The following is a 24,162-nucleotide window of genomic DNA, read 5'->3' on the forward strand; positions in this document are numbered from 1 at the left end:
GGCGTCACATTGAGACACACACCGACAACAGAGCACCAGAAAAGACGTTACGCCGAAGACAACCCTTGATTCGCTGCGAAGTCTCGGGGGGAGGGCGAAACACATGGAGACCGAGTCGGAGCCTTACGTCCGCCTTGCGTCCCTGCGACAGCTGCACCAGGTCATGGCCGACATGAACACGGCCCGCAGCCTGGCCGACACCTTGCAGACCGTCGCCGACGGCGTGGTCACGGCACTCGGGTACGAGCTGGCGTGCGTCAACCTCGTGCGCCCCGACGGCGATCTCGTGGTCGCCGCCTTCGCCGGCAACCCGGCCGCCGAGGCCCTCATCACCGGCCGGGTCGGCTCGCGCGACTCCTGGGACCGGCGCCTCGCCATGGGGGAGACCTGGGGCGACCTGATCTTCATACCCCACACCGAGGGCTGGGTCCTCGACGACGACGACGTACCGCAGTGGTACACCGACGGACCCGCGCCCCGGTTCGAGGACGAGTGGCACCCCTCGGACCGCCTCTTCGCCCCGATGTACATGCCCGCCGCCCCCGGCAGCGGGGGCACCTGCGGCGAGCTCATAGGCGTCCTGTCCGTGGACCGGCCGCGCAACGGCCGACGGCCCGGCGCGTGGGGGCGCGAAGCCCTCCAGATGTACGCCTTCCAGGCCGCCATCGCCGTGAGCAACGCACGTCTACGCGCGAATATGCAGCGGGCACTGGTCCGGCTCGAACGCGAGCAGCAGGCCCTGCGCGCAAGTGAGGAAAGCTTCCGCCAGGCCTTCGAGTACGCCCCCTCCGGCATGGCGATAGCCGAGATGGGCGGCGACCAGCACGGGCGGATACTCCGGACGAACGACGCCCTGTGCCGGCTGCTGGGCCGCCCCGCCTCCGCGATGCGCCGCTACTCCTTCTCCGACCTCGTCCACCCGGAGGACATAGGCACGCTGCTCCGCACCTCCGCCGAGGGCGGGCGCGCCGAACTCCGACTGGGCCGCCGGGACGGCACCTACCTCTGGGTCAGCCTGCGCAACTCCGTCGTCGCCGACGCCGCCGACGGGCCCCGTTTTCTCCTCACCCACGTCGAGGACATAGAGGACCGCAAGCGCCGCGAGCTCCAGCTCGCCCACCGCGCCTCGCACGACTCCCTCACCGGACTGCCGAACTCCGCCGAACTGCGCTCGCGGCTCTCCGCCCGGCTCTGTCAGCGCCCCCAGTCCACCCACCCTGCGGCCCTCGACGCGATGGACACGACCTACGGCCACGCGGCCTTCGACGCCAACGGGCACGGCTTCGACTACCGGCCCGGCGGCGCCGAGTCCTTCGACGGTTACGACCACCATGTGCACAGCGCCGCTCCCGAGGAGGGCCACGACGACGGCACGAAGGGGCTCGCCGTCCTCTTCTGCGACCTCGACGGCTTCAAGTCGATCAACGACCGGTTCGGCCACAACGCCGGCGACGCGGTCCTCATCGAGGTCGCCCGCCGGCTCTCCCGCCAGGTCCGCGACGGCGACACGGTCGCCCGGCTCGGCGGCGACGAGTTCGTCATCCTCGCCGACGGCCTCGGCCGCGCCGACGCGGCCGACCTGGCCGTACGGCTGCGCAACGAGATCATCCAGCCGATCCGCGCCGAGGGCCGGGCCGTGCGGGTGGGCGCGAGCTTCGGCATCGGCTGGGCACATTGCGGGATGACCGCGGACGAAGTGCTGAAGTCCGCCGACGAGCGGATGTACGTCGAGAAACGATCTCGTCCCAAACAGCATCGTCGAGCGGGATGATCACCAGGTCAGCGAGTGGGTGCGAGCAGAGTCACCTGTTTGGGCCATCCGGAGCGGGTAGGCTCGCCAGTCTGACCGCACCATCGCATCCGACCCGCACCTGCTGAGGAGTACCAAGGGATGACGTCCGGCAACAACGGCGCGAGTACGCCCGAGGACGACGACCCGTTCGGCTACCTCTACGCCGACGGCCAGGCCAACGGCGCGCAGCCGCCCTCCGGCGGTGGCTACGGCTACCCCAACTCCGTCAACAGAGTGCGCGCGGTCGGCGAGCGCCGCAACGGAGCGCAGTCGCAGCAGCAGACCGCGCAGTACGGGCAGTACGGTCAGCAGTCGACGGTCCCTCAGCAGCAGGGCGGATACGGCCAGCCGAACGCGCACTACTCGGCGCCCGAGAACTTCGGCGGCGGCGGCCCCTCCACCGGCCGGCAGCCCGCGCAGGGCGGCGGCGGTCGTGGCCGCGGCCCCAACACCAAGGGTCTGCTGATCGGCGCGGTCGCGGTGGTCGCCGCGGTCGTCATCGGCATCGCGGTGGCCATGGCGAACGGCGACGGCGGTTCCGACGACGACAAGGCGAGCGACCAGGTCTCCGAGTCGACCTCCGCGTCCGCGAGTCCCTCGCCCAGCGAGTCGGGCGCCGACGACGCGGACGGCAAGGAGATCCCGCCGGTCGACGCGAAGGCACTGAATCTCGGCGGCAGCGCCGCGCTGGCCTCGGACGTCGAGGGCGCGCAGGCGGACGGCGGTGTATACGTCGGCCTCAACCAGGTGGGCAACTCCGTCACCTGGACGGTCAACGGCATCCCGTCGGACGGCACTTACACCCTGTTCGCGCACTACAGCGTGCCGGGTGAGGACCAGGCGATGACGCTCACGGTCAACGGCAAGACCTTCGGCAGCAAGTTCCCGCTGAAGAACTACGCGAAGGCGCCCGCGGGAGACTTCGTCAAGGGCTGGACAACGAGCTACACGTATCCCACGCTCACCAAGGGCACCAACACCCTCACCCTCTCCTGCCAGGACGGCGACAAGTGCAACGTCCTGCTGGACCAGTTGTGGGTGAAGGAGGGTCAGGTCAAGAGGTGAGCCCCCGGGTTCAGGCCGCGGCGACCTCTGCGGTCACCGTGATCCGGCCGAGCAGCCGCTCGTAGACCGCACGGTCGAACTCGCCCGCTGTCGGGGCCGGTACGGTCGCCGCGGACAGGGCGAGCGCGCGGGTCAGGCGCTCCGGCCAGGGCAGGCGTTCCACGAGGGCGGAGAGCAGCCCGGCGGACGCGGAGTCGCCGGCGCCGGTCGGGTTTCCGCGGATCCGGGCGGGCGGGACGGCCCGCCAACGGCCTTCCGGGGTCGCCGCGATCAGGCCGCCGGGGCCCAGCGAGGCCACCACGGACCCGGCTCCCCGCCGACGGGCGTCCTGGACGGCACCGGGCGGCTCGTGGGAGCCGGTGAGTTCGGCCAGTTCTTCGGCGTTCGGCTTGACGATGTCCGGGCGGGCGGCGACGCCCCGGCGCAGCGGTTCGCCGCTCGTGTCCAGCAGGACGGGGACACCCGCGGCGCGGGCCCGTCGTATGAGGAGCGCGTACGCGCCCACCGGCACCCCCGGCGGCAGGCTGCCGCACAGGGCCACCGCGTCGGCGCCGCCCAGCAGTTCCTCGTACGCCTCCTGGAAGGCGGACCACTCGGCCGGTGCGATCACCGGGCCGGGTTCGTTCAGCTGGGTCGTGTCGCCGGTGCGGTCGTCGACCACCGCGACCGTGCGGCGGGTGGCCCCGGCGACCGGGACGAGCGCGTCCCGTACCCCCGCCGTACCGGTGAGCAGGTCCTGGACGACCCGGCCGGTGGGGCCGCCCGCGAAACCGGTCACCGTCACCTCGTGGCCGAGGGCGGCCAGCACCCGAGCGACGTTCAGCCCCTTGCCGCCAGGCCGTTCCCGCAGGTCGGTCACCCGGTGCGAGGTGTGCGGCCGGAGCGCGGGCACGCGATAGGTGAGGTCGAGAGCGGTGTTCAGGGTGACGGTGAGGATCACCTGGGCGGGCCTCCCCCCGATGGCATGTGTGCAGGATGAACGGTCCCGGAACGTTCCGGTCTCCGGAGGCCTGATCATGCCAAAGAGACGGCGACCGGCCCAGTGCGCGGGCCGGTCACCGTCGCCGTGCGGGGGGATGATTCAGGCCAGTCGGGGATCCACCACCCAAATCCCCTTACGCATCACGCCCTTGAGCTCGAAGTTCTCGTCCAGCAGGACCAGGTCGGCGTCCTTGCCCGGCTCCAGCGAACCCACCGTGTCGGCGATGCCCAGCAGCCGGGCCGGGTTGGCGGACAGCGCGGCGACCACGTCCTCGACCGGCAGCCGGTCGATCGTCACCGCCCGCTGGAAGGCGCGGTCCTGGGTGAGGGTGGAGCCCGCGATCGAGCCGCCCTCCACCAGCCGGGCCACGCCCTCGCTGACCTCGACCTCCAGCGGGCCGAGCAGATAGCGGCCGTCACCGATGCCGGCCGCGTCCATCGCGTCGGTGATGAACGCCACCCGGCACGCGCCCGCGTGACGGAACGCCAGCTCCAGGGCGGCCGGGTGCAGGTGCGTGCCGTCGTTGATGAGCTCGACCGTCACCCGCTCGTCCTCCAGGAGCGCGGCGATCGGGCCGGGGGCGCGGTGGCCGAGCGGCGGCATCGCGTTGAAGAGGTGGGTGGCGACGGTGGCTCCGGCCTCGATGGCCTGGACCGTCTGCTCGTACGTCGCGTCCGTGTGCCCGACGGCGGCGATCACACCGTGCTCGGCGAGCAGGCGTACGGAGTCCAGGCCGCCGGGGAGTTCGGTCGCGAGGGTGACCATGCTGGCCCGGCCGCGCGCCGCGTCGATCAGCTTGCGTACGTCGGCCGGGTCCGGGTCGCGCAGCAGTGCCTCGGAGTGCGCGCCCTTGCGGCACGGCGAGATGAAGGGGCCCTCGAAGTGGATGCCGGCCAGGTCGCCCTGTTCGGCCAGCTCGCTCAGCAGGCCGGCCTGACGGACCAGGAAGTCCATGTCGTCGGTGACGGTCGAGGCGACGAGGGTGGTGGTGCCGTGCAGACGGTGGGTGTGGATGGCCTTCTGGACATCCTCGGCCGTGCCGGAGAAGGAGGCTCCGCCGCCGCCGTGGTTGTGCAGGTCGATGAAGCCGGGGACCAGCCAGTGGCCGGTCACGTCGATCACCGTCGCCGTTCCCTGCGGGGTCCCGGGCGGGGCTTCGGCGGCGATCTTCGTGCCGTCGATCGTGACGCGGCCGTCGGGGACCGTGCCCGTCGGCAGGACCACCCTGGCGCCGGCGAGTACCTGCGGGCGCGTGGTGGGTCGTTGCGCAGTTCCCCGCGTCCCTAGGGGGGTGGCCATCAGGGTGTTACCTCCATACCGTCGGTTGTGTCGAGGAGATCCCAGGCCAGGAGGCCCGCGCCCAGGCAGCCGGCGGTGTCGCCCAGGGCGGCCGGGACGATCTCCGGCAGTTTCTGGAAGGTCACCCGTCGGCGGACCGCGTCCCGTAGTGGTGTGAACAAGGTTTCCCCCGCCTCGGCGAGACCGCCACCGATGACGAGCGTGCGGGGGTCCAGCAGGGTGAGGGCGGTGACCAGGCCGTCGGCGAGCGCGTCCACGGCCGTCCGCCAGATCCGGGTGGCGTCCGGGGCGCCGGACGTGACGGCCTTCGCGCAGTCCGCGGCGTCCGCCTCGGGGTCTCCGCAGGCCGCCGCCCATGCCTCGCCGACCGCCGCCGCCGAGGCGAAGCGCTCCAGACAGCCGTGCTGTCCGCACGGGCACGGGGTTCCGCCGGGCCGTACGACGATGTGGCCGATCTCGCCCGCGAAGCCGTGGGCCCCCGCCTCCACCCGGCCGTCGACGCCGATCGCGCCGGCGATGCCGGTGCCCAGCGCCACGAACAGGAACCGGTCCGCGCCCCGGCCCGCGCCGATCCGGCCCTCGGCGAGGCCGCCGGTGCGCACGTCGTGCCCGAGGGCGACGGGGACGCCGAGACGGTCGGCGAGCAGTGCCCGCAGGGGCACGTCCCGCCAGCCCAGGTTGGCCGCGTAGGTGGCGACACCGTTCCTCTCGTCGACGATGCCGGGCACGGCGACGCCCGCCGCGGCGGCCGGTCCGCCGAACCGCCGGACGCCGTGCTCGCGCAGCTCGGCGGCGAAGTCGAGGATGCCGGCGACGACCGCGTCGGGTCCGCGCTCGCGGCCGGTGGGCCGGCGGGCCCGGTGCAGCAGTGCGCCGTCCGCGCCGACCAGGGCGGCCTTCATCCCGGTGCCGCCCACGTCCAGGGCGATGACATGTCTCACGAGGACAGTGTGGACCGAGTACCCGCAAGAGGTCTAGTCCACTCGCGCTTCAGGGAGTACCGTGCCGCCCCGAAGGCCCGAAAGAGGTCTAGTCCACACGGGTGGTGTAGACCTTGTTCCGGATAACGGTCCATTGGTCTGATCAATCAGTTGGGAGCACCACGGTGCAGCGGCGGGTACGGAAGTCAGGAACGATCACGGGAACGGTCGCGGGGGTGTCCGCCCTCGGCATGGCCGCGGTCCTCACCGGCTGCGGACTGTCCGGAGACTCCGACGACGACGTCACCCTGAGACTCGTCGCCGCCGACTACGGCGACAGCGACGCCAACAGCTCGAAGAAGTACTGGGACAAGCTCGTCGAGGCGTACGAGAAGGACCACCCCGGCGTCACCGTCGACGTGAGCGTCTACTCCTGGAACGACGTGGACGCCAAGGTCAAGGCGATGGTCGACGCGGGCAAGGCCCCCGACATGGCCCAGATCGGCGCGTACGCCGACTACGCGGCCGCCGACCAGCTCTACAAGGTGAGCGATGTGCTCTCCATCCCCGTCGAGGCCGACTTCGTCTCCCAGCTCGCCGACGCCGGCGAGGTGCGCGGACTGCAGTACGGCATGCCCTTCGCCTCCTCCACACGGCTGCTGTTCTACAACAAGACCCTGTTCGCCGAGGCCGGCCTGACCCCGCCGACCACCTGGGCCGAGCTCGCCGAGGACGCGAAGGCGCTCAAGGACAAGGGCGTGAAGTACCCGTACGCACTGCCCCTCGGGCCCGAGGAGGCGCAGGCCGAGACCCTTCAGTGGCTGCTCAGCGGCGGGGGCGGCTACACCCAGACCGCCAGCGCCTACAGCATCGACTCCACCGAGAACGTCGAGACCTTCGACTGGCTGAAGGACGACCTGGTCGGCAAGGGACTCACCGGCCCGGTCGCGCCGGACAAGCTGAACCGGGCCGCCGCGTTCGCCGCGTTCGCCGCCGGCGACGTGGGCATGCTCAACGGGCACCCCTCGCTGATGAAGGCCGCCGCCGGCAAGGGCGTGAAGTTCGGCATGGTGCCGATGCCCGGCGTCGCCGGCCCGACCAAGGTCTCGATGGGCGTCGCCGACTGGATGACCGCCTTCAAGCAGAACGGGCACGCCGAGCAGGTGGGCGACTTCCTCGACTACGTCTACAGCGAGAAGAACGTGCTGGACTTCTCCCGCGAGTACGACCTTCTGCCGGTCACCAGCTCGGCCTCCCAGGTGATGGGCGCGGCCGAGGAGGACGCCGACCTCAAGCCGTTCCTCGACCAGCTCGTCCTCTCCGAGACCTACCCCGTCGGGCGGACCTCCTGGGCGAAGGTCAGCGCGGAGATCAAGAAGCGGATCGGCCAGGCCGTGACCCCGGGCGGCGACCCGGCCGGCGTCCTGGGCGAACTCCAGACCACGGCCACCACACTGGACGCCGGCTCCGAGGGCTGAGCCGCCCGTCCACCGGTCCGCCGTCCGGCCGCTGGGCCGCTGTCGGTGCCGGGCGTTACCGTGCGGGCATGGAGCGGCGAACGGAAACGGACGGGCTGGGGACGGAGGGGCGGGACATCCTCGCCCTGGAGCGGCGCGGGTTCTCCGGCCCCGGCGCGAAGGAGCGGGCGATACGCGAGGAACTGGACCTGTCCCCGGTCCGCTACTACCAACTCCTCAACGCCCTCCTGGACGACCCCCGCGCCCTGGCCCACGACCCGGTCACGGTGAACAGGCTGCGCAGGGTGCGCGAGGCGAGGCGGGGGGAGCGCCAGTAGCGGACGGGCGTTGGTTATCGTCGGCGTATGGGCACCCACGAGACGCACTCCACGGACCCCCGACCCCTCCCGCTCCCCGTTCCGGTCACCCCGGCGGGCCGTGCCGCGCTCGACGCGATCGTCGGCCGGCCCTCCACCACTCTCGTCGCGCTCGACTTCGACGGCACCCTCGCCCCGATCGTCGAGAACCCGGAGGACGCCCGCGCGCACCCCGACGCCGTTCCCGCGCTCACGGCCCTGGCCCCGAAGATCGCCGCCGTGGCCGTCATCACGGGGCGGCCCGCCGAGGTCGCCGTACGGCACGGCGGATTCGCCGGGGCCGAAGGGCTGGAGCACCTCTCCGTCCTCGGCCACTACGGCGCGGAACGCTGGGACGCCCGCACCGGCGCCCTGAGCGCCCCGCCACCGCACCCGGGAGTGGCCGCCGTCCGTGCCGAACTGCCGCGGGTCCTGGCCGCCGCCGGTGACCGGCCGGGCGTCTCGGTCGAGGAGAAGGGCGGCCGGGCCGTCGCCGTCCACACCCGCCGCGCCGACGATCCGCGGGCCGCCTTCGAAGCCCTGCGGGCCCCGCTCACCGACCTGGCCGCCCGGCACGGCCTGATCGTCGAACCCGGCCGGATGGTCCTGGAGCTGCGCCCGCCGGGCATGGACAAGGGCGTCGCCCTGCTGGAGCACGTCCGCGAGACCGGCGCGCGGTCCGTCCTCTACGCCGGTGACGACCTCGGCGACCTGCCCGCCTTCGCCGCCGTGGAGAAGCTCCGCGCGGACGGCGTCCCCGGGCTGCTGGTGTGCAGCGGCAGCACCGAGGTCGGCGAACTTGCGGAGCGCGCGGACCTCGTCGTCGACGGGCCCGCCGGCGTCGTACGGCTGCTGCGGCAGCTCGCCGCTCAGCTCGGCTGAATCTCCCGCAGTGCGTTCAGCTGGTCCAGGAACCAGCGGGCCGGGGGAAGCGCGGTCGCCGCGGCGGACAGCCGCTTCGTGCGCTCGGCCCGCTCCTCCGGCTTCATGACGAGTCCCTCGTGCAGGGCGCGGGCGGTCTCCAGCACGTCGTACGGGTTCACGGTGATCGCGTCCTCGCGCAGCTCCCAGTAGGCCCCCGCCTCCCGGGAGAGGACCAGCGCGCAGCCCTCGTCGGAGACGACCGGCACCTCCTTGGCGACCAGGTTCATGCCGTCGCGGATCGGGTTCACCAGAGCCACGTCGGCCAGCCGGTAGGCGGCGAGGGAGCGGGCGAAGTCGTCCTTGAGGTTCAGCAGGACCGGCGTCCAGCCGGGCGTGCCGTACGCGGCGTTGATCTCCTCGGACAGGCGCTGGACCTCGGCCATGTAGTCGCGGTAGACGGCGAGGTCCTGGCGGGAGGGGTAGGCGAAGGCCACGTGCACGACCCGTTCGCGCCATTCCGGGTGGTCGTCGAGCAGCTGCCGGTAGGCCAGCAGCCCGCGCACGATGTTCTTGGACAGCTCGGTGCGGTCGACGCGGACGATCGCCTTGCGGCCCTCGCCGATCTCCGCACGCAGCGCTGCCATCCGCTCGTCGACGTCCGGCCGGTGCGAGCGCTCGCGCAGGAAGTCGGCGTCCGCGCCGAGACCGTGCACGCCGATCCGGGTCTTGCCCGGTCCGCCGGCGAACTCCGTACAGCACGAGGTGAACGCGTCCGCCCAGCGCCGGGTGAGGAACCCCAGGCGGTCCGCGCCGAGCATCCCGTGCAGCAACTGCTCGCGGATGTCTCCCGGCAGCAGCGCGAAGTAGTCCACCGGCGCCCACGGCGTGTGCGAGAAGTGTCCGATGCGCAGGTCGGGGCGGAGCTCGCGGAGCATCCCGGGGACCAGGCACAGGTGGTAGTCCTGGACGAGGACCGCCGCGCCGTCCGCCGCCTCCTCGGCCAGCGCCTGCGCGAACGCCCGGTTGTAGGTCTCGTACGACGCCCACTGGCGGCGGAACTCCGCGTCGAAGGCCGGTTCCAGCGGCGTCTGGTAGAGCAGGTGGTGGACGAACCAGAGCACGGAGTTGGCGACGCCGTTGTACGCGTCGGCGTGAACGTCGGCCGGGACGTCCAGCATGCGCACGCCCTCCTCGCCGACCCCGCGCCGGACCGCCTCCCGGTCGCCGTCGGAGAGCGCCGAGCACACCCAGAGGGCGCCGGCGTCGGGTCCGATGGCCGACAGGCCGGAGACCAGCCCGCCGCCGCCGCGTTTGGCGTGCAGCGAGCCGTCCTCGCTCACCTCGTAGGAGACGGGGCCGCGGTTGGACGCGACCAGCACCTCGGCGGCCCGGGCGGCAGTGTCGTGGGTGGAAGCCATACGCCTCAACCTAGCCCGGTCGGGAAACACTCAAACGTACGGTCGCGCTGCGTGGACGGGCCGTGTCCGGCCGTGTCGCCACGGTCGGTGGCATGCCGTATACGGCCCGTCCCGCGGTCACGCGACCTTGCGGGTCGCGTACTCCGCGATCTCCGCCATCGGCGGCCGTTCCTCGGTGTCCACGGAGTAGGTACGCGGCTCGAAGCCGTCCGAGCTCCGCTCGAACTGGGTGAGCGATGGGCGGATCAGGTGCCCGCGGGCCAGCCGCAGCTGGGCGGTGCGGTAGATGGCCGCCGCCATCCGGCCCAGGGCCTGCCCGTCCTGATGCCGGTGCTTGCGCACGCCGATGTCGACCTGGGCGAGGGCGTCCAGGCCCACCAGGTGCAGGGCGTCGACCAGCATGCCCAGCTCCACGCCGTAGCCGACGGGGAACGGCAGCTGCTCCAGCAGGCTGCGGCGGGCCGCGTACTCGCCGCCGAGCGGCTGCACGAAGCCGGCCAGCTGCGGCCAGTGCATGTTGAGCAGCGGGCGGGCCATCAGCTCGGTGACCCTCCCGCCCTGGCCGGCCGCGCCGCCCAGCGGACGGTCGTACATGCCCTTGACCAGGTCCACGCCGTGGTCGGTGAGCAGCGGGCCGACGATCCCCGAGACGAAGTCGGAGGAGAACTCCCTGAGATCGGCGTCGATGAAACAGACGATGTCCCCGGTGGTGACCAGCAGGGAGCGCCACAGGACCTCGCCCTTGCCGGGCACGGCCGGTATGCGCGGCAGGATGTCGTCCCGGTGGACGACCCGCGCGCCGGCCGCCGCGGCCACCTCGGACGTACGGTCGGTCGATCCCGAGTCGACGACGACGATCTCGTCGACGAGCGGGACCTGGTGCATCAGGTCGTGGCGGATGATCGCGACGATGTCACCGACCGTCTCCTCCTCGTTCAGCGCGGGCAGGACGACGGACACCGACTGGTTCGTGGCGCGCTTGGCGGCCAGGATCCGGTGGAGCGGACGATCGGTCACGGCCCAGGAGCGGGTGGCCAGCCAGCGCTCGGTCTCTGGAAGCACAGTCTGCGGCTCCTCACTGTCGTGATCACACCGGGTGCACGGAAGGTGACCGTGTGATCCATCTCGCGGTTCGGACGACTATCTCAACTGTCCTGGCCTTCGGTTACAGTCTTGAACAACGCGGGTGACCATCGCATGTCCGAGGTCGCCCCCGTCCACAACTTCATACCGCTCATCCAGAGGGGCAGAGGGATACGGCCCGATGAAGCCCCGGCAACCCTCCAGCCGGTCTCGTGACGATCACCGATTCATGTGGTGATCTCCCCGCGAGGCTCCCGGCTCGGGAAGGTGCCAAATCCGTCTCACGGCGAGATGCGTCGTGAGGAAGATGAGGAGAAAGGGCCTCGCCTCACATGGCTGCGCAGACTGTTGCAAGCACCACCGACTCTACGACGTCCTCTGCCGTCGACCTCGGTCCGGCCGCGGCGTTGAACTGCCGCGAGTGCGGTCACCGCGTGCCCCTCGGCCCGGTCTTCGCCTGCGAGGAGTGTTTCGGCCCGCTCGAGATCGCCTACGACTTCTCCTCCTACGACACGGAGGAGCTCCGCAAGCGCATCGAGGCGGGACCCGCGAACATCTGGCGCTACGCGCCGCTGCTGCCCGTCCCCGCGGACGTGGCCGACAAGCCCAACATCAACCCCGGTTGGACCAAGCTCGTCCAGGCCGACAACCTCGCCCGTGAGCTGGGCGTCGACGCCGGCAAGCTGTTCGTCAAGGACGACTCCGGCAACCCGACGCACTCCTTCAAGGACCGCGTCGTCGCCCAGGCCATCGAGGCCGCCCGCGCGTTCGGCTTCACCACCCTGTCCTGCTCCTCCACGGGCAACCTGGCCGGTGCCGTCGGCGCCGCCGCCGCCCGGGCCGGCTTCCGGTCCTGCGTGTTCATCCCGCACGACCTGGAGCAGGGCAAGGTCGTCATGGCCGCGATCTACGGCGGCGAACTCGTCGGCATCGAGGGCAACTACGACGACGTCAACCGCTTCTGCTCCGAGCTCATCGGCGACTCGGCCGGCGAGGGCTGGGGCTTCGTCAACGTCAACCTGCGGCCGTACTACGCCGAGGGTTCCAAGACGCTGGCGTACGAGATCTGCGAGCAGCTCGGCTGGCGGCTGCCGGACCAGCTGGTCGTGCCGATCGCCTCCGGTTCGCAGCTGACGAAGATCGACAAGGGCCTTCAGGAGCTGATCAAGCTCGGGCTGGTCGAGGACAGGCCGTACAAGATCTTCGGCGCGCAGGCCGAGGGCTGCTCCCCGGTGTCCGTGGCCTACAAGGCCGGGCACGACGTCGTCCGCCCGCAGAAGCCGGACACCATCGCCAAGTCGCTGGCCATCGGCAACCCGGCGGACGGTCCGTACGTCCTCGACATCGCGCGGCGGACGGGCGGCGCGGTGGAGGACGTGGACGACGAGCAGATCGTCGACGCGATCAAGCTGCTGGCCCGGACCGAGGGCATCTTCGCGGAGACCGCCGGTGGGGTGACGGTGGGTGTGACGCGCAAGCTGATCGAGAACGGTCTGCTGGACCCGACCAAGACGACCGTCGTCCTCAACACGGGCGACGGGCTGAAGACCCTGGACGCGGTGGCCGGCACCGGGCTGACCGCGACCATCCGTCCGAACCTCGACTCCTTCCGAGAGGCTGGCCTCGCGTCATGAGCGTTACCGTCCGCATCCCCACCATCCTGCGCACCTACACCGGCGGCAGCGCCGAGGTGAAGGCCGAGGGGGCCACCCTCGGCGAGGTCATCGCCGACCTGGAGAAGAACCACACGGGTATCGCCGCCCGCGTCCTGGACGACCAGGGCAAGCTGCGGCGGTTCGTCAACGTGTACGTGAACGACGACGACGTCCGCTTCGAGCAGGGTCTGGAGACGGCGACCCCGGACGGCGCCGGCGTCTCGATCATCCCGGCCGTCGCCGGCGGCTGAGACGGCGGCTCCGGAGGACGTTCGGGCGATGGCCCGGGTGATGGTCCGAACGATGGTCCGGGCGGTGACTGACCGTTGTTCAGTACCCATCGGTAGTAACCGTCGGTAACAGTTATTACCGAGCGTTCATCGAATTGCCCTCTCCGCGATAGAAGCGGAGGGGGCAATTCAGTGTGGTTGAGCGCGGTACAGTTGGGGAACCCGGTCCGGATCACCGGATCCGGAGGCTTTGATTTCTGCCCCGCGCCCGACAAGAAGCAGCCAATGTGTGCGCCTCTTTCGTGGCTTTTGCGGCTTTTATAGGGCCCGACTTGCCCTCAATTCAGGCGAATTCTCGCTACATTCCGGATCCCGTGCGTCCGGAATTCTCGTCCGACTGACCTGTTGCAGACGGCAGTTGGGCAGATACATTCAGCCGCGGTCGACGCGTTCCGGCGCACGCCCCCAAGCCAACCGGGGGGTGAGGTCTGACCCGGATCCGCGAAGTGCGGGTCCGTGCAAGGGCCAGTAATAGGGGAGTTAGGCATGGCTCAGGGCACCGTCAAATGGTTCAACGCGGAGAAGGGGTACGGCTTCATCGCGGTCGACGGTGGTGCGGATGTTTTCGTCCACTACAGCGCGATTCAGATGGACGGCTACCGCACCCTGGAAGAGGGTCAGCGGGTCGATTTCGAGATCTCGCAGGGTCAGAAGGGGCCGCAGGCGGACATGGTCCGGCTCGCGACCGGCTGAAGCACGCGCCGACTGAAAGCGTCGTTCTTCTGTACATCTGACGAAGGGCTCGCACCTCCACCGGGTGCGAGCCCTTCGTCATGTCCGGGGGCGTGCGCGAGCCGTGGCCGGGACGTCCGCGATCGGTGTCCGGAAGGGCACGGGTCCGGCGGAGGCGCTTGCACTCTCATGGGTCGAGTGCTAATCATTGGCGTTAGCACTCTGCACGTGAGAGTGACAACGAGGACCGGGTCGGTGAGGCCCGCAGGCCAGGTGGGGCAAGGAACCACGAGGCCGGCGAGCCGTCCGTCGCGGGCGCCAGCGCGGTCCGGAGAAATCCACCCCCTGTCCGGGAGGACCACTTCACATGGCCAAGATCATCGCGTTCGACGAGGAGGCACGGCGCGGCCTCGAGCGCGGCATGAACCAGCTCGCGGACGCCGTGAAGGTGACGCTCGGCCCCAAGGGCCGCAACGTCGTCCTCGAGAAGAAGTGGGGCGCCCCCACGATCACCAACGATGGTGTCTCCATCGCCAAGGAGATCGAGCTCGAGGACCCGTACGAGAAGATCGGCGCAGAGCTGGTCAAGGAAGTCGCCAAGAAGACGGACGACGTCGCCGGTGACGGTACGACCACCGCGACCGTCCTCGCCCAGGCCCTCGTCAAGGAAGGCCTGCGCAACGTAGCCGCCGGCGCCAACCCGATGGCCCTCAAGCGCGGTATCGAGAAGGCCGTCGAGGCCGTCTCCGGTGCCCTGCTCGAGCAGGCCAAGGATGTCGAGACCAAGGAGCAGATCGCTTCCACGGCCTCCATCTCCGCCGCCGACACCCAGATCGGCGAGCTCATCGCCGAGGCGATGGACAAGGTCGGCAAGGAAGGCGTCATCACCGTCGAGGAGTCCCAGACCTTCGGTCTGGAACTGGAGCTCACCGAGGGTATGCGCTTCGACAAGGGCTACATCTCGGCGTACTTCGCCACCGACATGGAGCGTATGGAGGCCGTCCTCGACGACCCGTACATCCTGATCGCGAACTCCAAGATCGCCAACGTCAAGGACCTGCTCCCGCTCCTCGAGAAGGTCATGCAGGGCGGCAAGCCGCTGCTGATCATCGCCGAGGACGTCGAGGGCGAGGCGCTGTCGACGCTGGTCGTCAACAAGATCCGCGGCACCTTCAAGTCCGTCGCGGTCAAGGCCCCGGGCTTCGGCGACCGCCGCAAGGCGATGCTGAACGACATCGCCATCCTCACCGGTGGCGAGGTCATCTCCGAGGAGGTCGGTCTCAAGCTCGAGAACACGACCATCGACCTGCTGGGCAAGGCCCGCAAGGTCGTCATCACCAAGGACGAGACCACCATCGTCGACGGTGCCGGCTCCTCCGACCAGGTCGCCGGGCGGGTCAACCAGATCCGCGCCGAGATCGAGAACAGCGACTCGGACTACGACCGCGAGAAGCTGCAGGAACGCCTGGCGAAGCTCGCCGGCGGTGTCGCGGTCATCAAGGCCGGCGCCGCCACCGAGGTGGAGCTCAAGGAGCGCAAGCACCGCATCGAGGACGCCGTCCGCAACGCGAAGGCCGCCGTCGAGGAGGGCATCGTCGCCGGTGGTGGCGTGGCCCTCATCCAGGCGTCCTCCGTCTTCGAGAAGCTGGACCTCGAGGGTGACGAGGCGACCGGTGCCAACGCCGTGCGCATCGCGCTCGAGGCCCCGCTGAAGCAGATCGCCGTCAACGGTGGTCTCGAGGGTGGCGTCGTCGTCGAGAAGGTCCGCAACCTGCCCATCGGCCACGGCCTGAACGCCGCGACCGGTGACTACGTCGACATGATCGCCGAAGGCATCATCGACCCGGCGAAGGTCACGCGCTCTGCCCTGCAGAACGCCGCCTCCATCGCCGCGCTGTTCCTCACCACCGAGGCCGTCATCGCCGACAAGCCGGAGAAGGCGTCCGCGCCGGCCGGCGGCGGCATGCCGGGCGGTGACATGGACTTCTGATCGACCTGACGGTTGATCGCCTGTCCTTCGACCGAGGGCGGCACTTCCCGGAAACGGGGGGTGCCGCCCTCGGGCGTTTCCGGGGTGCGCCGGAGGCGGTGAGCGACCTTCCGAACGGGGCGCTTGAGCTTCGGGGCGGGTGTGGATCACTCGACCTCGGGGTTCTCCGCGAACGCGGACCACGCCTCCGCCCGGAACGCGAGCCTCGGGCCGGGGGCGGTTCTCCACTCCCGTGGGCGACGCGTGGCCGGGATCACAGGGGCTGTCGCCCGGGGCCCGGAATGGGCTGGAGCGGCGTGAGGTTTCAGTGGGAGAGGCACTCAATGCATGTGCACATACCCACTGGTCCACCGTCCCGAGGAGCCCCCCACGTGAGCACCACCCCGCCCGCCGCTTCGCGCGCCGCCGAGATCCTTTCCCGTCCGGTGTCCCTGGGCGGGCTCACCGTCCCGAACCGCATCGCCATGGCGCCCATGACGCGCAAGTTCTCCCCGGACGGCATTCCCGGCGAGGACGTCGTGTCGTACTACGGCCGTCGGGCCGCCGCCGGGGTCGGCCTCATCGTCACCGAGGGGACCTACGTGGGGCACGAATCCGCCGGGCAGAGCGACCGGGTGCCCCGGTTCCACGGTGCGGAGCAGCTCGCGGGCTGGGCGAAGGTCGCGGAGGCCGTGCACGCGGGCGGCGGGAAGATCATGCCGCAGCTGTGGCACCTCGGGATGGTGCGCAACCAGGGTGAGCCGCCGTTCGCGGACGCGCCCGCCGTCGGGCCCTCCGGTATCCGGCTCGACGGCACCGAGGGTGGCGGCCGGGCGATGACCCAGCGCGACCTGGACGACGTCATCGGCGCGTTCGCGGAGGCCGCGGCCGCCGCCGAGCGCATCGGCTTCGACGGTGTCGAACTGCACGGCGCCCACGGTTACCTGCTCGACCAGTTCCTGTGGGCGAACACCAACCGCCGCACGGACGCCTACGGTGGCGACCCGGTCGCCCGTACGAAGTTCGCCGCCGAGATCGTGGCCGCCGTACGCGAGACCGTCTCGCCCGAGTTCCCGGTCGTCTTCCGCTACTCGCAGTGGAAGTCGGAGGCCTACGACGCCCGCCTCGCCGAGACGCCCGAGGAGCTGGAGGCGATCCTCGCCCCGCTCGCCACCGCCGGTGTCGACGCCTTCCACGCCTCCACCCGCCGCTACTGGCTCCCGGAGTTCGAGGGTTCGGACCTCAACCTGGCGGGCTGGACGAAGAAGCTCACCGGCAAGCCCACCATCACGGTCGGCTCGGTCGGCCTGGACGGCGACTTCATCAGGGCCTTCGCCGGCGAGGGCTCCCCGGTCAAGGGCATCGACGACCTCCTCGACCGGCTGGAGCGCGACGAGTTCGACATGGTGGCCATCGGGCGGGCGCTGCTCCAGGACCCGGAGTGGGCCGCCAAGGTGCTCGACGGCCGTCTCGACGAGCTGAAGCCCTACGACGCCGCCGCGCTGCGCACCCTGAGCTGAGCGTCAACTCGCGGGTATGGTCCGGGAGATGAGAATCCTGCATCTCTCGGACACCCATATCGGCCGCGTCGACGGGCCCCCCGGCCGTCGGGTCGACGCCACCGACTCCCTGCGGCTCCTGCTCGGCGAACTCCGCCACCAGCGGGACGTGGACGCGGTCGTCGTCACCGGTGACCTGGCCGACGACGGCTCGGTGGAGGCGTACACGACCGTACGGGAGCTGATCGGCGGCTTCGCGCGCTCCCTCGGCGCGCCCGTCTTCTACACCACGGGCAACCACGACGAGCGGTCCGCGTTCACCGAGGTGCTGGGCAGCGGGCACCCGGACGCCGTCCTCGCCTTCCCCGGCGCGGAGCGGGCCGCCGTCAGCATGGTGGGCGGCCGGCGGCTCGTCACCCTGGACTCCCTGGTGCCGGGAGAGGTGTACGGCCGGCTCGGCGCCGACCAACTGGAGTGGCTGCGGGAAGTGTTGAGCACCCCGGCCGAGCTGGGTACCGTCATCGCCTTCCACCACCCCCCGATCAGCCTCGACATCTCGGCGACCCAGCGCGTCTTCGGGCTGCGCGACCCCGAGGGGCTGGCGGAGGTGATCCGGGGGAGTGACGTCCGCGTGCTGCTCACCGGGCACTTCCATCTCCAGCTGTTCGGGCTGCTGGCCGCCGTGCCGGTATGGGTGACGCCCGGGGTCGTCAACCGCATCGACCTGACCACCGCGCCCGGCACCGAGCGGGCGGTGCGAGGGGCGTCCGCCTCCCTGGTGGAGCTGGGCGGCGCGACCGGCCCGATGTTCCACACCCTGCACGCGCGGGATCCGCGTGCCCACGAGACGGTCTACGAGCTGGACGAGGAGCGGACCCGGGAGATCATCGCGCGGCACGGCTGAGATCCGGCGGTGGGGGCCTGGGCGTGGGGGGAAGTGCGGGCCGGGGGATGTGGGGGCAAGCACGGAGATTTAGCTTGCTTAACTCAATCAATCTGCATAAGCTTGCTTGAGTCAAGCAGTTCACCCGTGCATTCGACGGAGGCCCTGTCATGTCCGACGCCCTTGCCCGACCCGCTGCGGCGGTAACACCCGCCCCACCGAGGTCGAACGCCGTGGTGGCGGTGCTGGCCCTGGCCGGGATCGTCGTCTCGCTGATGCAGACCCTGGTCATCCCGATCGTCCCCGAGCTGCCCAAGCTGCTGGACGCGCCCGCCTCCGACACCGCCTGGGCGGTCACCGCCACGCTGCTCGCCGCCGCCGTCGCCACCCCGGTCGTGGGGCGGCTCGGTGACATGGTCGGCAAGCGGCGGATGCTGCTCACCAGCATCGTGCTGCTGGTGTCCGGCTCGGTGGTCTGCGCTCTCGCCGACTCGCTCGTCCCGATGATCGTCGGCCGTGCGCTCCAGGGTCTGTCGGCCGCCGTCGTGCCACTGGGCATCAGCATCCTGCGGGACACGGTCGCCGCCGAGAAGCTCGCCGGTTCGACGGCGGTGATGAGCGCCTCCCTCGGCGTCGGCGGCGCGCTCGGGCTGCCCACCGCCGCGTTCATCGCGGACAACTGGGACTGGCACATTCTCTTCTGGACCTCCGCCTCCCTCGGCGTCGTCTCCTTCCTGCTCGTGCTCGCGTTCGTGCCCGAATCCCGCAACCGCGTCGGCGGCCGCTTCGACCTCGTCGGCTCGCTCGGTCTGTCGGCCGGTCTGGTCTCCCTGCTGCTGGCCGTGTCCAAGGGCGCCGACTGGGGCTGGACCTCCGGCACGACCCTGGGCCTGGGCGCCGCCGCCGTCCTGATCCTGACCGCCTGGGGCCGTTGGGAGCTGAAGACCGGGCAGCCGCTGGTCGACCTGCGCACCACCGCCAAGCCCCAGGTGCTCTTCACCAACCTCGCCTCGATCGCCCTCGGCTTCTCGATGTTCGCGATGTCGCTGGTCCTGCCCCAACTGCTCCAACTGCCCGAGCAGACCGGCTACGGGCTCGGCAGGTCGATGATGACCGTGGGCCTGGTGCTGGCCCCGCAGGGCCTGGTCATGATGGTGATGTCCGCCCTGTCCGCCAAGGTCACGAAGGCCAAGGGGCCCAAGGTCACCCTGATGATCGGCGCGCTGATCGTCGCCTCCGGCTACGGCCTGAACATCGCGCTCATGTCCGAGGTGTGGCACCTGATCCTGGTGTCCTGCATCATCGGCGCCGGCGTCGGCTTCACCTACGGCGCGCTCCCGGCCCTCATCATGGGCGCGGTGGACCCCTCCCAGACGGGCGCGGCCAACAGCCTCAACACCCTGATGCGATCCCTGGGCACCAGCTTCGCCAGCGCCATCGCCGGTGTGATCCTCGCCCAGATGACCACCGACTTCGGCGGCTACGCCCTCCCCTCGGAGAACGGCTTCAAGGTCGTCATGGCCATCGGCGCCGGCGCGGCCCTGGCCGCCTTCCTGCTCGCCACCTTCATCCCGAAGCGCAAGGCCCCGGCCGGGCCCCCGGTGGCGGAGGACGCCGAGGAGGCCACACGGGTCACGGCATGAAGTCCGGTCACGGCGTGAGGGCCTGCTGACGGGCGGCACCGACCGGTCCGCCGCGCCGACCGACGTACCGGAGGCGGCTGTCACCCACACGAGGGGAGACAGCCGCCTCCGGCACTTTCGCCGATCACCGCCCGTTCCACGAACAGCCGCCATTTCAGGAGCGATTTATGACGACACCCGCCGCCACCGACACCACCGACCGGCTCGTCGCCCGCACCACCGCCGGTGCCGTACGAGGCCGCCGCGAGCAGGACCTGACGGTCTTCCGCGGTATCCCCTTCGCCGCGCCGCCGGTCGGTGACGCCCGCTTCCAGGCTCCCCGCCCACCCCACCCGTGGGACGGGATACGGGACGCGTACGCCTTCGGCCCGCCGCCGCCGCAGGAGGCGGGCTTCCAGGGCCGGGCGGGGATCCTGGACGCCCCGACCGGGGACGACTGGCTGACCGTCAACGTCTGGACCCCGGACACGGAGCCGGACCCGTCGGCCGCGCGGCCGGTGATGGTGTGGATCCACGGCGGCGCCTACAAGCTCGGTCACTCCGGCAGCCCCGGCTACGACGCGCAGCACCTGGCCCGCGCCGGCGACCTGGTCGTCGTCACCCTCAACTACCGCGTCGGCATAGAGGGGTTCGCGCGGATCGAGGGGGCGCCCGCCAACCGGGGACTGCTGGACCAGGTCGCCGCGCTGGAGTGGGTGCGGGACAACATCACGGCGTTCGGCGGCGACCCCGGCCGGGTGACCGTGTTCGGCGAGTCGGCGGGCGCGGGATCGGTGGCCGCGCTGCTGGTCATGCCGAGTGCCCGGGGCCTGTTCGGGCGGGCCATCGCGCAGAGCGTGCCCGGCACCTACTTCTCCGAGGAGCTGGCCCGCGACCTGGCGAGCGCGATCGCCGCGGAGGCGGGCCTGCGCCCGACCGCCGCCGACCTGGCCGCGGTGGACCCGCGCACGCTGCCCGAGGCCGGTGCGGCGCTGAGCGCGAAGATGGCGCGGCGGGTGGACCGGTGGGGTCAGGTCGCGCCCACGGTCACCCCGTTCTCTCCGGTGGTCGACGGCGAGATCCTGCCGACGACGCCGTGGGAGGCGCTGGCGGCGGGCGCCGCTCGGGACGTCGAGCTGATCGTCGGACACAACGCGCAGGAGTACCGGCTGTTCCCCGTCCTCGGCGGTCTGCGGGGCAAGGTGACCGAGGAACAGGCGACGGCCGTGCTGCGGCTGTTCGCCCCGGGGGGCGGAGCGGAGGGCGAAGAGGCCTACCGGTCGGCCTTCCCGGACGCGGATGCCGGCGAGCTGTACGAGAGGGTGCAGTCGGACTGGCTGTTCCACATACCCTCCCTGCACCTGGCCGAGGCGCAGGTGGCCGGCGGTGGCCGGGCCCATGTCTACGAGCTGACCTGGCCGGCCCCGGGAGCCGGCGGCACCCTGGGCGCGTGCCACGGCCTGGACATCCCGCTGCTGTTCGGCACCTACGCGGCGGACCTCGGGAACCTGCTGTTCGCGGGGGCGGAGGTGACGGACGAGGCCCGGGCCCTGACGGCGCTCTTCCAGCGGTCGTGGACGTCCTTCGCGCGGACGGGAGACCCGGGCTGGCCGGCCTACGACGCGCAGCGGCGGCTGGTGCAGGTGCTGGACGCGCAACCGGAGGTGCGGCCGTACCCGGAGGAGGCGTCCCGCCGGCTGTGGGAGGGCCACGGCTTCCCGCCGCTGCCGCTGCCGCTGGTGGACAAGGGGGCCGGGGCCGGGGACGGGGACGGGTCCTGCCGGTCCGGGGAAGCCTGAAAGTCCGAGGAGGCCGGGGAGGCCCGGGGAAGTCCGGGGAGGCCGAGGCCGAGAGACTTCGCGGCGCCTAGAGGTTGCCGAGGGGTTCGATGTCGACCTTCACCGGGGTGCCCCAGATCCGCAGCACCTCGTAGTCGGTGAACTCGTGCACCAGACGGTAGGCCATCGCGGGCCGGGATCCGCGGCGCAGTGCGGCGATGTAGAGCTCCGCCTCCCGGCGGTCCCTGCGCGGCGTCCCGCAGAGCTGCCACTCCTGACCGGTCCACAGCTCCGCCAGCCAGCGCTGCTGGGGCTGCGGGCGGTCGGCCCGGGTTCCGTAGCGGGAGGTGGAGGGGGTGGGGGCGGTGTAGGGCGCCTGCGGGGCGGGGCCGTTGAACTCGGCGCGGCGGGCCGCGCGGCGGCGGGTCTCGCAGAGCAGGCACAGGTCGGGGGCCGCCTCGTCGACCGGGCCGTGCGGGTGCTCGGCGCAGCGCGTGGTGGGCGTGGCGCCGACGACGCTCTCGTCCAGCAGGTCCAGGGCGCGCCGCAGATCGGCCTTGACCTCGTGCAGCCGGGTGTCCGGGGTGTCGGCGGTGAGCGCGTCGCCGTGTTCGCCGAGGAGTCGGAGGGCACGGCCGAGCGCGGTGAGCTGCGCGTGGTTCATGGCTCCAGGGTAGGGCGGCGCGGCGGGCGGTTGCGCTCGGCCGATCTGCGGCGCCCCCGACGGGGAGGGGGGACGACTTCGGTGATGATCCGGGCGGGCGGGCGATGGCAAGGGGCTATGGCAGGGCACCGCTCACCGCGGCAGGCTCCGCCCCCGCCCTCGGGTACGCCCCCCAGGCTGCTGCGGAAGCCTCCGGGGCCCTGGGGCCGGGCCGGGCGGGCCGGGCCGGGCCGGGTCGGGTCGGGCGGGGGCAGGGCAAGGCAGGGCGGGGTTGCCGCGGCTTTCGCGGGCGCCGGGGCGGCGGCTGACGCCTCACCGGTCCTCGACCTCGCCGCCTGCACCGGGCAGACCATCAGCATCACTTCACCTTCTGCGGCTTCCCGCTCCCGCGGGACGTGGCGGCGGCCACCACGCGGTCGGTGACGCCGAAGGCGTAGGTCGCCGCGAAGCCGACCGCGTACCCCGTCAGCAGCCCGCCCGCGTAGACCGCCGCCGTCAGGCCCAGCCCCCGGTTGCCCGCCAGCAGCGGGAACAGGGCCCAGCCGGACGGGCCGATCGCCGTCGCCCCCACCTTGTCGCCGAGCATCGCGAAGAAGCCGACGAAGGCGCCGCCGGCCGCCCCGCCCGCGCAGGCGGTGAGGAAGGGGCGGCCGAGCGGGAGCGACACGCCGTAGATCAGGGGCTCCCCGACGCCCAGCAGCCCGGCGGGGAGCGCCGACCTGATCGTCGTCCGGATCGACGTGTCGTGGCGCAGCCGGACGTACACCGCCATCGCGGCGCCGACCTGGCCCGCGCCCGCCATCGCCAGGACGGGCAGCAGCACCGTGTAGCCCTGTTGGTCGATGAGGGTGGTGTGGATGGGGATGAGGGCCTGGTGCAGGCCGAGCATCACCAGGGGCAGGAAGAGGCCGCCGAGCACCAGGCCCGCGAAGGCGCCCGTCGTCGCCAGCAGCCAGTTCGCCGCCGTACCGATGGCCGAGGACACCGCTCCCGCCGCGTACATCAGGCCGTACAGCGTGCCGAGGCCGGCGACGAGGATGGTCAGGGCCGGGGTGAGGAGTACGTCCAGCGCCTCCGGGACCCGGCCCCGGCACCACTTCTCGACGCGCGTCGCCAGAAGCGCGGCCGCCAGCGCGCCGAGGACCCCGCCCTGGCCGGGGGCGAGGGTCACCCCGAACGCCGTCACCTTCGCGACCCCCGGGTACACGACGATCGCCGCGACCGCGGCGCCCAGGATCGGGGTGCCGCCGAACTCCTTCGCCGTGTTGTGCCCGACGAAGACGGCGATCAGCGCCAGGAAGGCGGAGGCGACGGCGGCCAGGGCGGGGCTGAGGCCGGGCAGCCATCCGGCGTTCAGCAGCAGACCGTTGATCCCGGCGAGGATCCCGCAGCCGACGAGGGCGGGGATCAGAGGGACGAACACGGCGGCCAGCCGGCGCAGAGCGGCCTTGAACGGAGTCGCGTTGGCCCTGCGCCGGCCCTCCCGCAACCCGGCCCCGCGCGCGCCCAGTTCGTCGGCGGTGGTCGGCCCGCCCCCGTTGTCGGCGAGGGGCCGCCCGGTGAGTTCACCGGTGAGTCCGCCGGCGGGTTCGGCCGGTTCGGCGGGTTCGCCGGCGGTGGACGGGCGGGCGAGCAGGCGCTCGAAGTCGGCCGTCACCCGCGTCACCACGCCGGGCCCGAGGACCACCTGGTACGAGCCGTCGTCCACGACGACCCCCAGCACCCCGGGCACCGCCCGCAGCGCCTCCTCGTCGGCGAGGGACGGATCGGCGAGGCCCAGCCGCAGCCGGGTCATGCAGTGGGCGACGGACAGGACGTTCGCCGGGCCGCCCACCAGGGGCAGGATCGCGGCGGCTGTGGAGGAGGAGTCGATACGCACCCCCCGAGCGTGCGG

The 24,162-nt window shown here is 71.6% G+C and carries 20 protein-coding genes and 1 riboswitch; of the genes, 13 read left to right on the plus strand and 7 right to left on the minus strand.

Annotated elements, in window-relative coordinates; all coding sequences use genetic code 11:
* The first annotated feature begins 103 nt into the window (after nucleotides 1-103).
* A complete protein-coding gene (cdgB, locus tag OG440_RS20430; RefSeq protein ID WP_406008235.1) occupies nucleotides 104-1,771 on the plus strand; it encodes a diguanylate cyclase CdgB in 1,668 nt (555 codons plus the stop codon).
* 120 nt (nucleotides 1,772-1,891) lie between these two features.
* Complete coding sequence (locus tag OG440_RS20435) at nucleotides 1,892-2,857, plus strand: carbohydrate-binding protein (RefSeq protein ID WP_406008236.1); 966 nt, start codon at nucleotides 1,892-1,894, stop codon at nucleotides 2,855-2,857.
* 10 nt (nucleotides 2,858-2,867) lie between these two features.
* On the opposite strand, the gene OG440_RS20440 is transcribed toward OG440_RS20435, so the two are convergent.
* From OG440_RS20440 to OG440_RS20450, 3 genes are all read right to left on the minus strand, one after another.
* A complete protein-coding gene (locus tag OG440_RS20440) occupies nucleotides 2,868-3,797 on the minus strand; it encodes a 1-phosphofructokinase family hexose kinase (RefSeq protein ID WP_406008237.1) in 930 nt (309 codons plus the stop codon).
* A 141-nt stretch (nucleotides 3,798-3,938) separates the two neighbouring features.
* The gene (nagA, locus tag OG440_RS20445) at nucleotides 3,939-5,138 is read right to left on the minus strand and encodes an N-acetylglucosamine-6-phosphate deacetylase (RefSeq protein ID WP_406008238.1); all 1,200 of its coding nucleotides are present in this window, start codon (nucleotides 5,136-5,138) and stop codon (nucleotides 3,939-3,941) included.
* On the minus strand, nucleotides 5,138-6,079 hold the full coding sequence (locus OG440_RS20450) for an ROK family protein (RefSeq protein WP_406008239.1): 942 nt from the start codon (nucleotides 6,077-6,079) through the stop codon (nucleotides 5,138-5,140). Before OG440_RS20450 ends, nagA begins: the two co-directional genes overlap by 1 nt.
* A gap of 215 nt (nucleotides 6,080-6,294) precedes the next feature.
* On the opposite strand from OG440_RS20450, the gene OG440_RS20455 reads away from it, so the two are divergent.
* The 3 genes from OG440_RS20455 (at nucleotide 6,295) to otsB (ending at nucleotide 8,753) form a co-directional block, all read left to right on the plus strand.
* Complete coding sequence (locus OG440_RS20455; RefSeq protein WP_406008240.1) at nucleotides 6,295-7,536, plus strand: ABC transporter substrate-binding protein; 1,242 nt, start codon at nucleotides 6,295-6,297, stop codon at nucleotides 7,534-7,536.
* A gap of 68 nt (nucleotides 7,537-7,604) precedes the next feature.
* Complete coding sequence (locus OG440_RS20460; RefSeq protein WP_406008241.1) at nucleotides 7,605-7,853, plus strand: DUF3263 domain-containing protein; 249 nt, start codon at nucleotides 7,605-7,607, stop codon at nucleotides 7,851-7,853.
* Nucleotides 7,854-7,880: 27 nt separating this feature from the next.
* The gene (gene otsB / locus OG440_RS20465; RefSeq protein ID WP_406008242.1) at nucleotides 7,881-8,753 is read left to right on the plus strand and encodes a trehalose-phosphatase; all 873 of its coding nucleotides are present in this window, start codon (nucleotides 7,881-7,883) and stop codon (nucleotides 8,751-8,753) included.
* On the opposite strand, the gene OG440_RS20470 is transcribed toward otsB, so the two are convergent.
* Nucleotides 8,741-10,153: a trehalose-6-phosphate synthase gene (locus OG440_RS20470; RefSeq protein ID WP_406008243.1), complete on the minus strand. Its 1,413-nt coding sequence runs from the start codon at nucleotides 10,151-10,153 to the stop codon at nucleotides 8,741-8,743. The genes otsB and OG440_RS20470 overlap by 13 nt on opposite strands.
* A gap of 117 nt (nucleotides 10,154-10,270) precedes the next feature.
* Nucleotides 10,271-11,215, minus strand: coding sequence for a glucosyl-3-phosphoglycerate synthase (locus OG440_RS20475; RefSeq protein WP_406008244.1), 945 nt, complete (start codon nucleotides 11,213-11,215; stop codon nucleotides 10,271-10,273).
* Nucleotides 11,216-11,384: 169 nt separating this feature from the next.
* A riboswitch (SAM riboswitch) is annotated at nucleotides 11,385-11,550 on the plus strand.
* An 18-nt stretch (nucleotides 11,551-11,568) separates the two neighbouring features.
* Here OG440_RS20475 and thrC point away from each other — a divergent pair.
* From thrC to OG440_RS20515, 8 genes are all read left to right on the plus strand, one after another.
* A complete protein-coding gene (gene thrC, locus OG440_RS20480) occupies nucleotides 11,569-12,870 on the plus strand; it encodes a threonine synthase (protein ID WP_406008245.1) in 1,302 nt (433 codons plus the stop codon).
* Nucleotides 12,867-13,142 carry a MoaD/ThiS family protein gene (locus OG440_RS20485; RefSeq protein WP_406008246.1) on the plus strand — a complete coding sequence of 92 codons (276 nt, stop codon included), beginning with the start codon at nucleotides 12,867-12,869 and terminating at the stop codon, nucleotides 13,140-13,142. The genes thrC and OG440_RS20485 overlap by 4 nt, the downstream gene beginning before the upstream one ends.
* Before the next feature lie 525 nt (nucleotides 13,143-13,667).
* Nucleotides 13,668-13,874: a cold-shock protein gene (locus OG440_RS20490; RefSeq protein WP_007493268.1), complete on the plus strand. Its 207-nt coding sequence runs from the start codon at nucleotides 13,668-13,670 to the stop codon at nucleotides 13,872-13,874.
* 346 nt (nucleotides 13,875-14,220) lie between these two features.
* Nucleotides 14,221-15,843 (plus strand): chaperonin GroEL, encoded by a 1,623-nt coding sequence (gene groL / locus OG440_RS20495; protein WP_406008247.1) that lies wholly within the window; start codon nucleotides 14,221-14,223, stop codon nucleotides 15,841-15,843.
* Between the two features lie 371 nt (nucleotides 15,844-16,214).
* The gene (locus OG440_RS20500; RefSeq protein ID WP_406008248.1) at nucleotides 16,215-17,342 is read left to right on the plus strand and encodes an NADH:flavin oxidoreductase; all 1,128 of its coding nucleotides are present in this window, start codon (nucleotides 16,215-16,217) and stop codon (nucleotides 17,340-17,342) included.
* Between the two features lie 28 nt (nucleotides 17,343-17,370).
* Nucleotides 17,371-18,225 (plus strand): metallophosphoesterase, encoded by an 855-nt coding sequence (locus OG440_RS20505; protein WP_406008249.1) that lies wholly within the window; start codon nucleotides 17,371-17,373, stop codon nucleotides 18,223-18,225.
* A 149-nt stretch (nucleotides 18,226-18,374) separates the two neighbouring features.
* Complete coding sequence (locus tag OG440_RS20510; protein WP_406008250.1) at nucleotides 18,375-19,847, plus strand: MFS transporter; 1,473 nt, start codon at nucleotides 18,375-18,377, stop codon at nucleotides 19,845-19,847.
* Nucleotides 19,848-20,014: 167 nt separating this feature from the next.
* Nucleotides 20,015-21,625 (plus strand): carboxylesterase/lipase family protein, encoded by a 1,611-nt coding sequence (locus OG440_RS20515; RefSeq protein WP_406008251.1) that lies wholly within the window; start codon nucleotides 20,015-20,017, stop codon nucleotides 21,623-21,625.
* Nucleotides 21,626-21,692: 67 nt separating this feature from the next.
* Here the strand turns inward: OG440_RS20515 and OG440_RS20520 are convergent, their stop codons facing one another.
* Both OG440_RS20520 and OG440_RS20525 read right to left on the minus strand, forming a co-directional pair.
* Nucleotides 21,693-22,268, minus strand: coding sequence for a hypothetical protein (locus tag OG440_RS20520; protein ID WP_406008252.1), 576 nt, complete (start codon nucleotides 22,266-22,268; stop codon nucleotides 21,693-21,695).
* Nucleotides 22,269-22,626: 358 nt separating this feature from the next.
* Entirely contained in the window at nucleotides 22,627-24,147 is a 1,521-nt protein-coding gene (locus OG440_RS20525; RefSeq protein ID WP_406008253.1) for a PTS transporter subunit EIIC, read from the minus strand.
* Between the last annotated feature and the right edge of the window lie 15 nt (nucleotides 24,148-24,162).

Origin of the sequence: Streptomyces sp. NBC_00637 (assembly GCF_045161545.1) — a bacterium.
Taxonomy (GTDB): domain Bacteria; phylum Actinomycetota; class Actinomycetes; order Streptomycetales; family Streptomycetaceae; genus Streptomyces.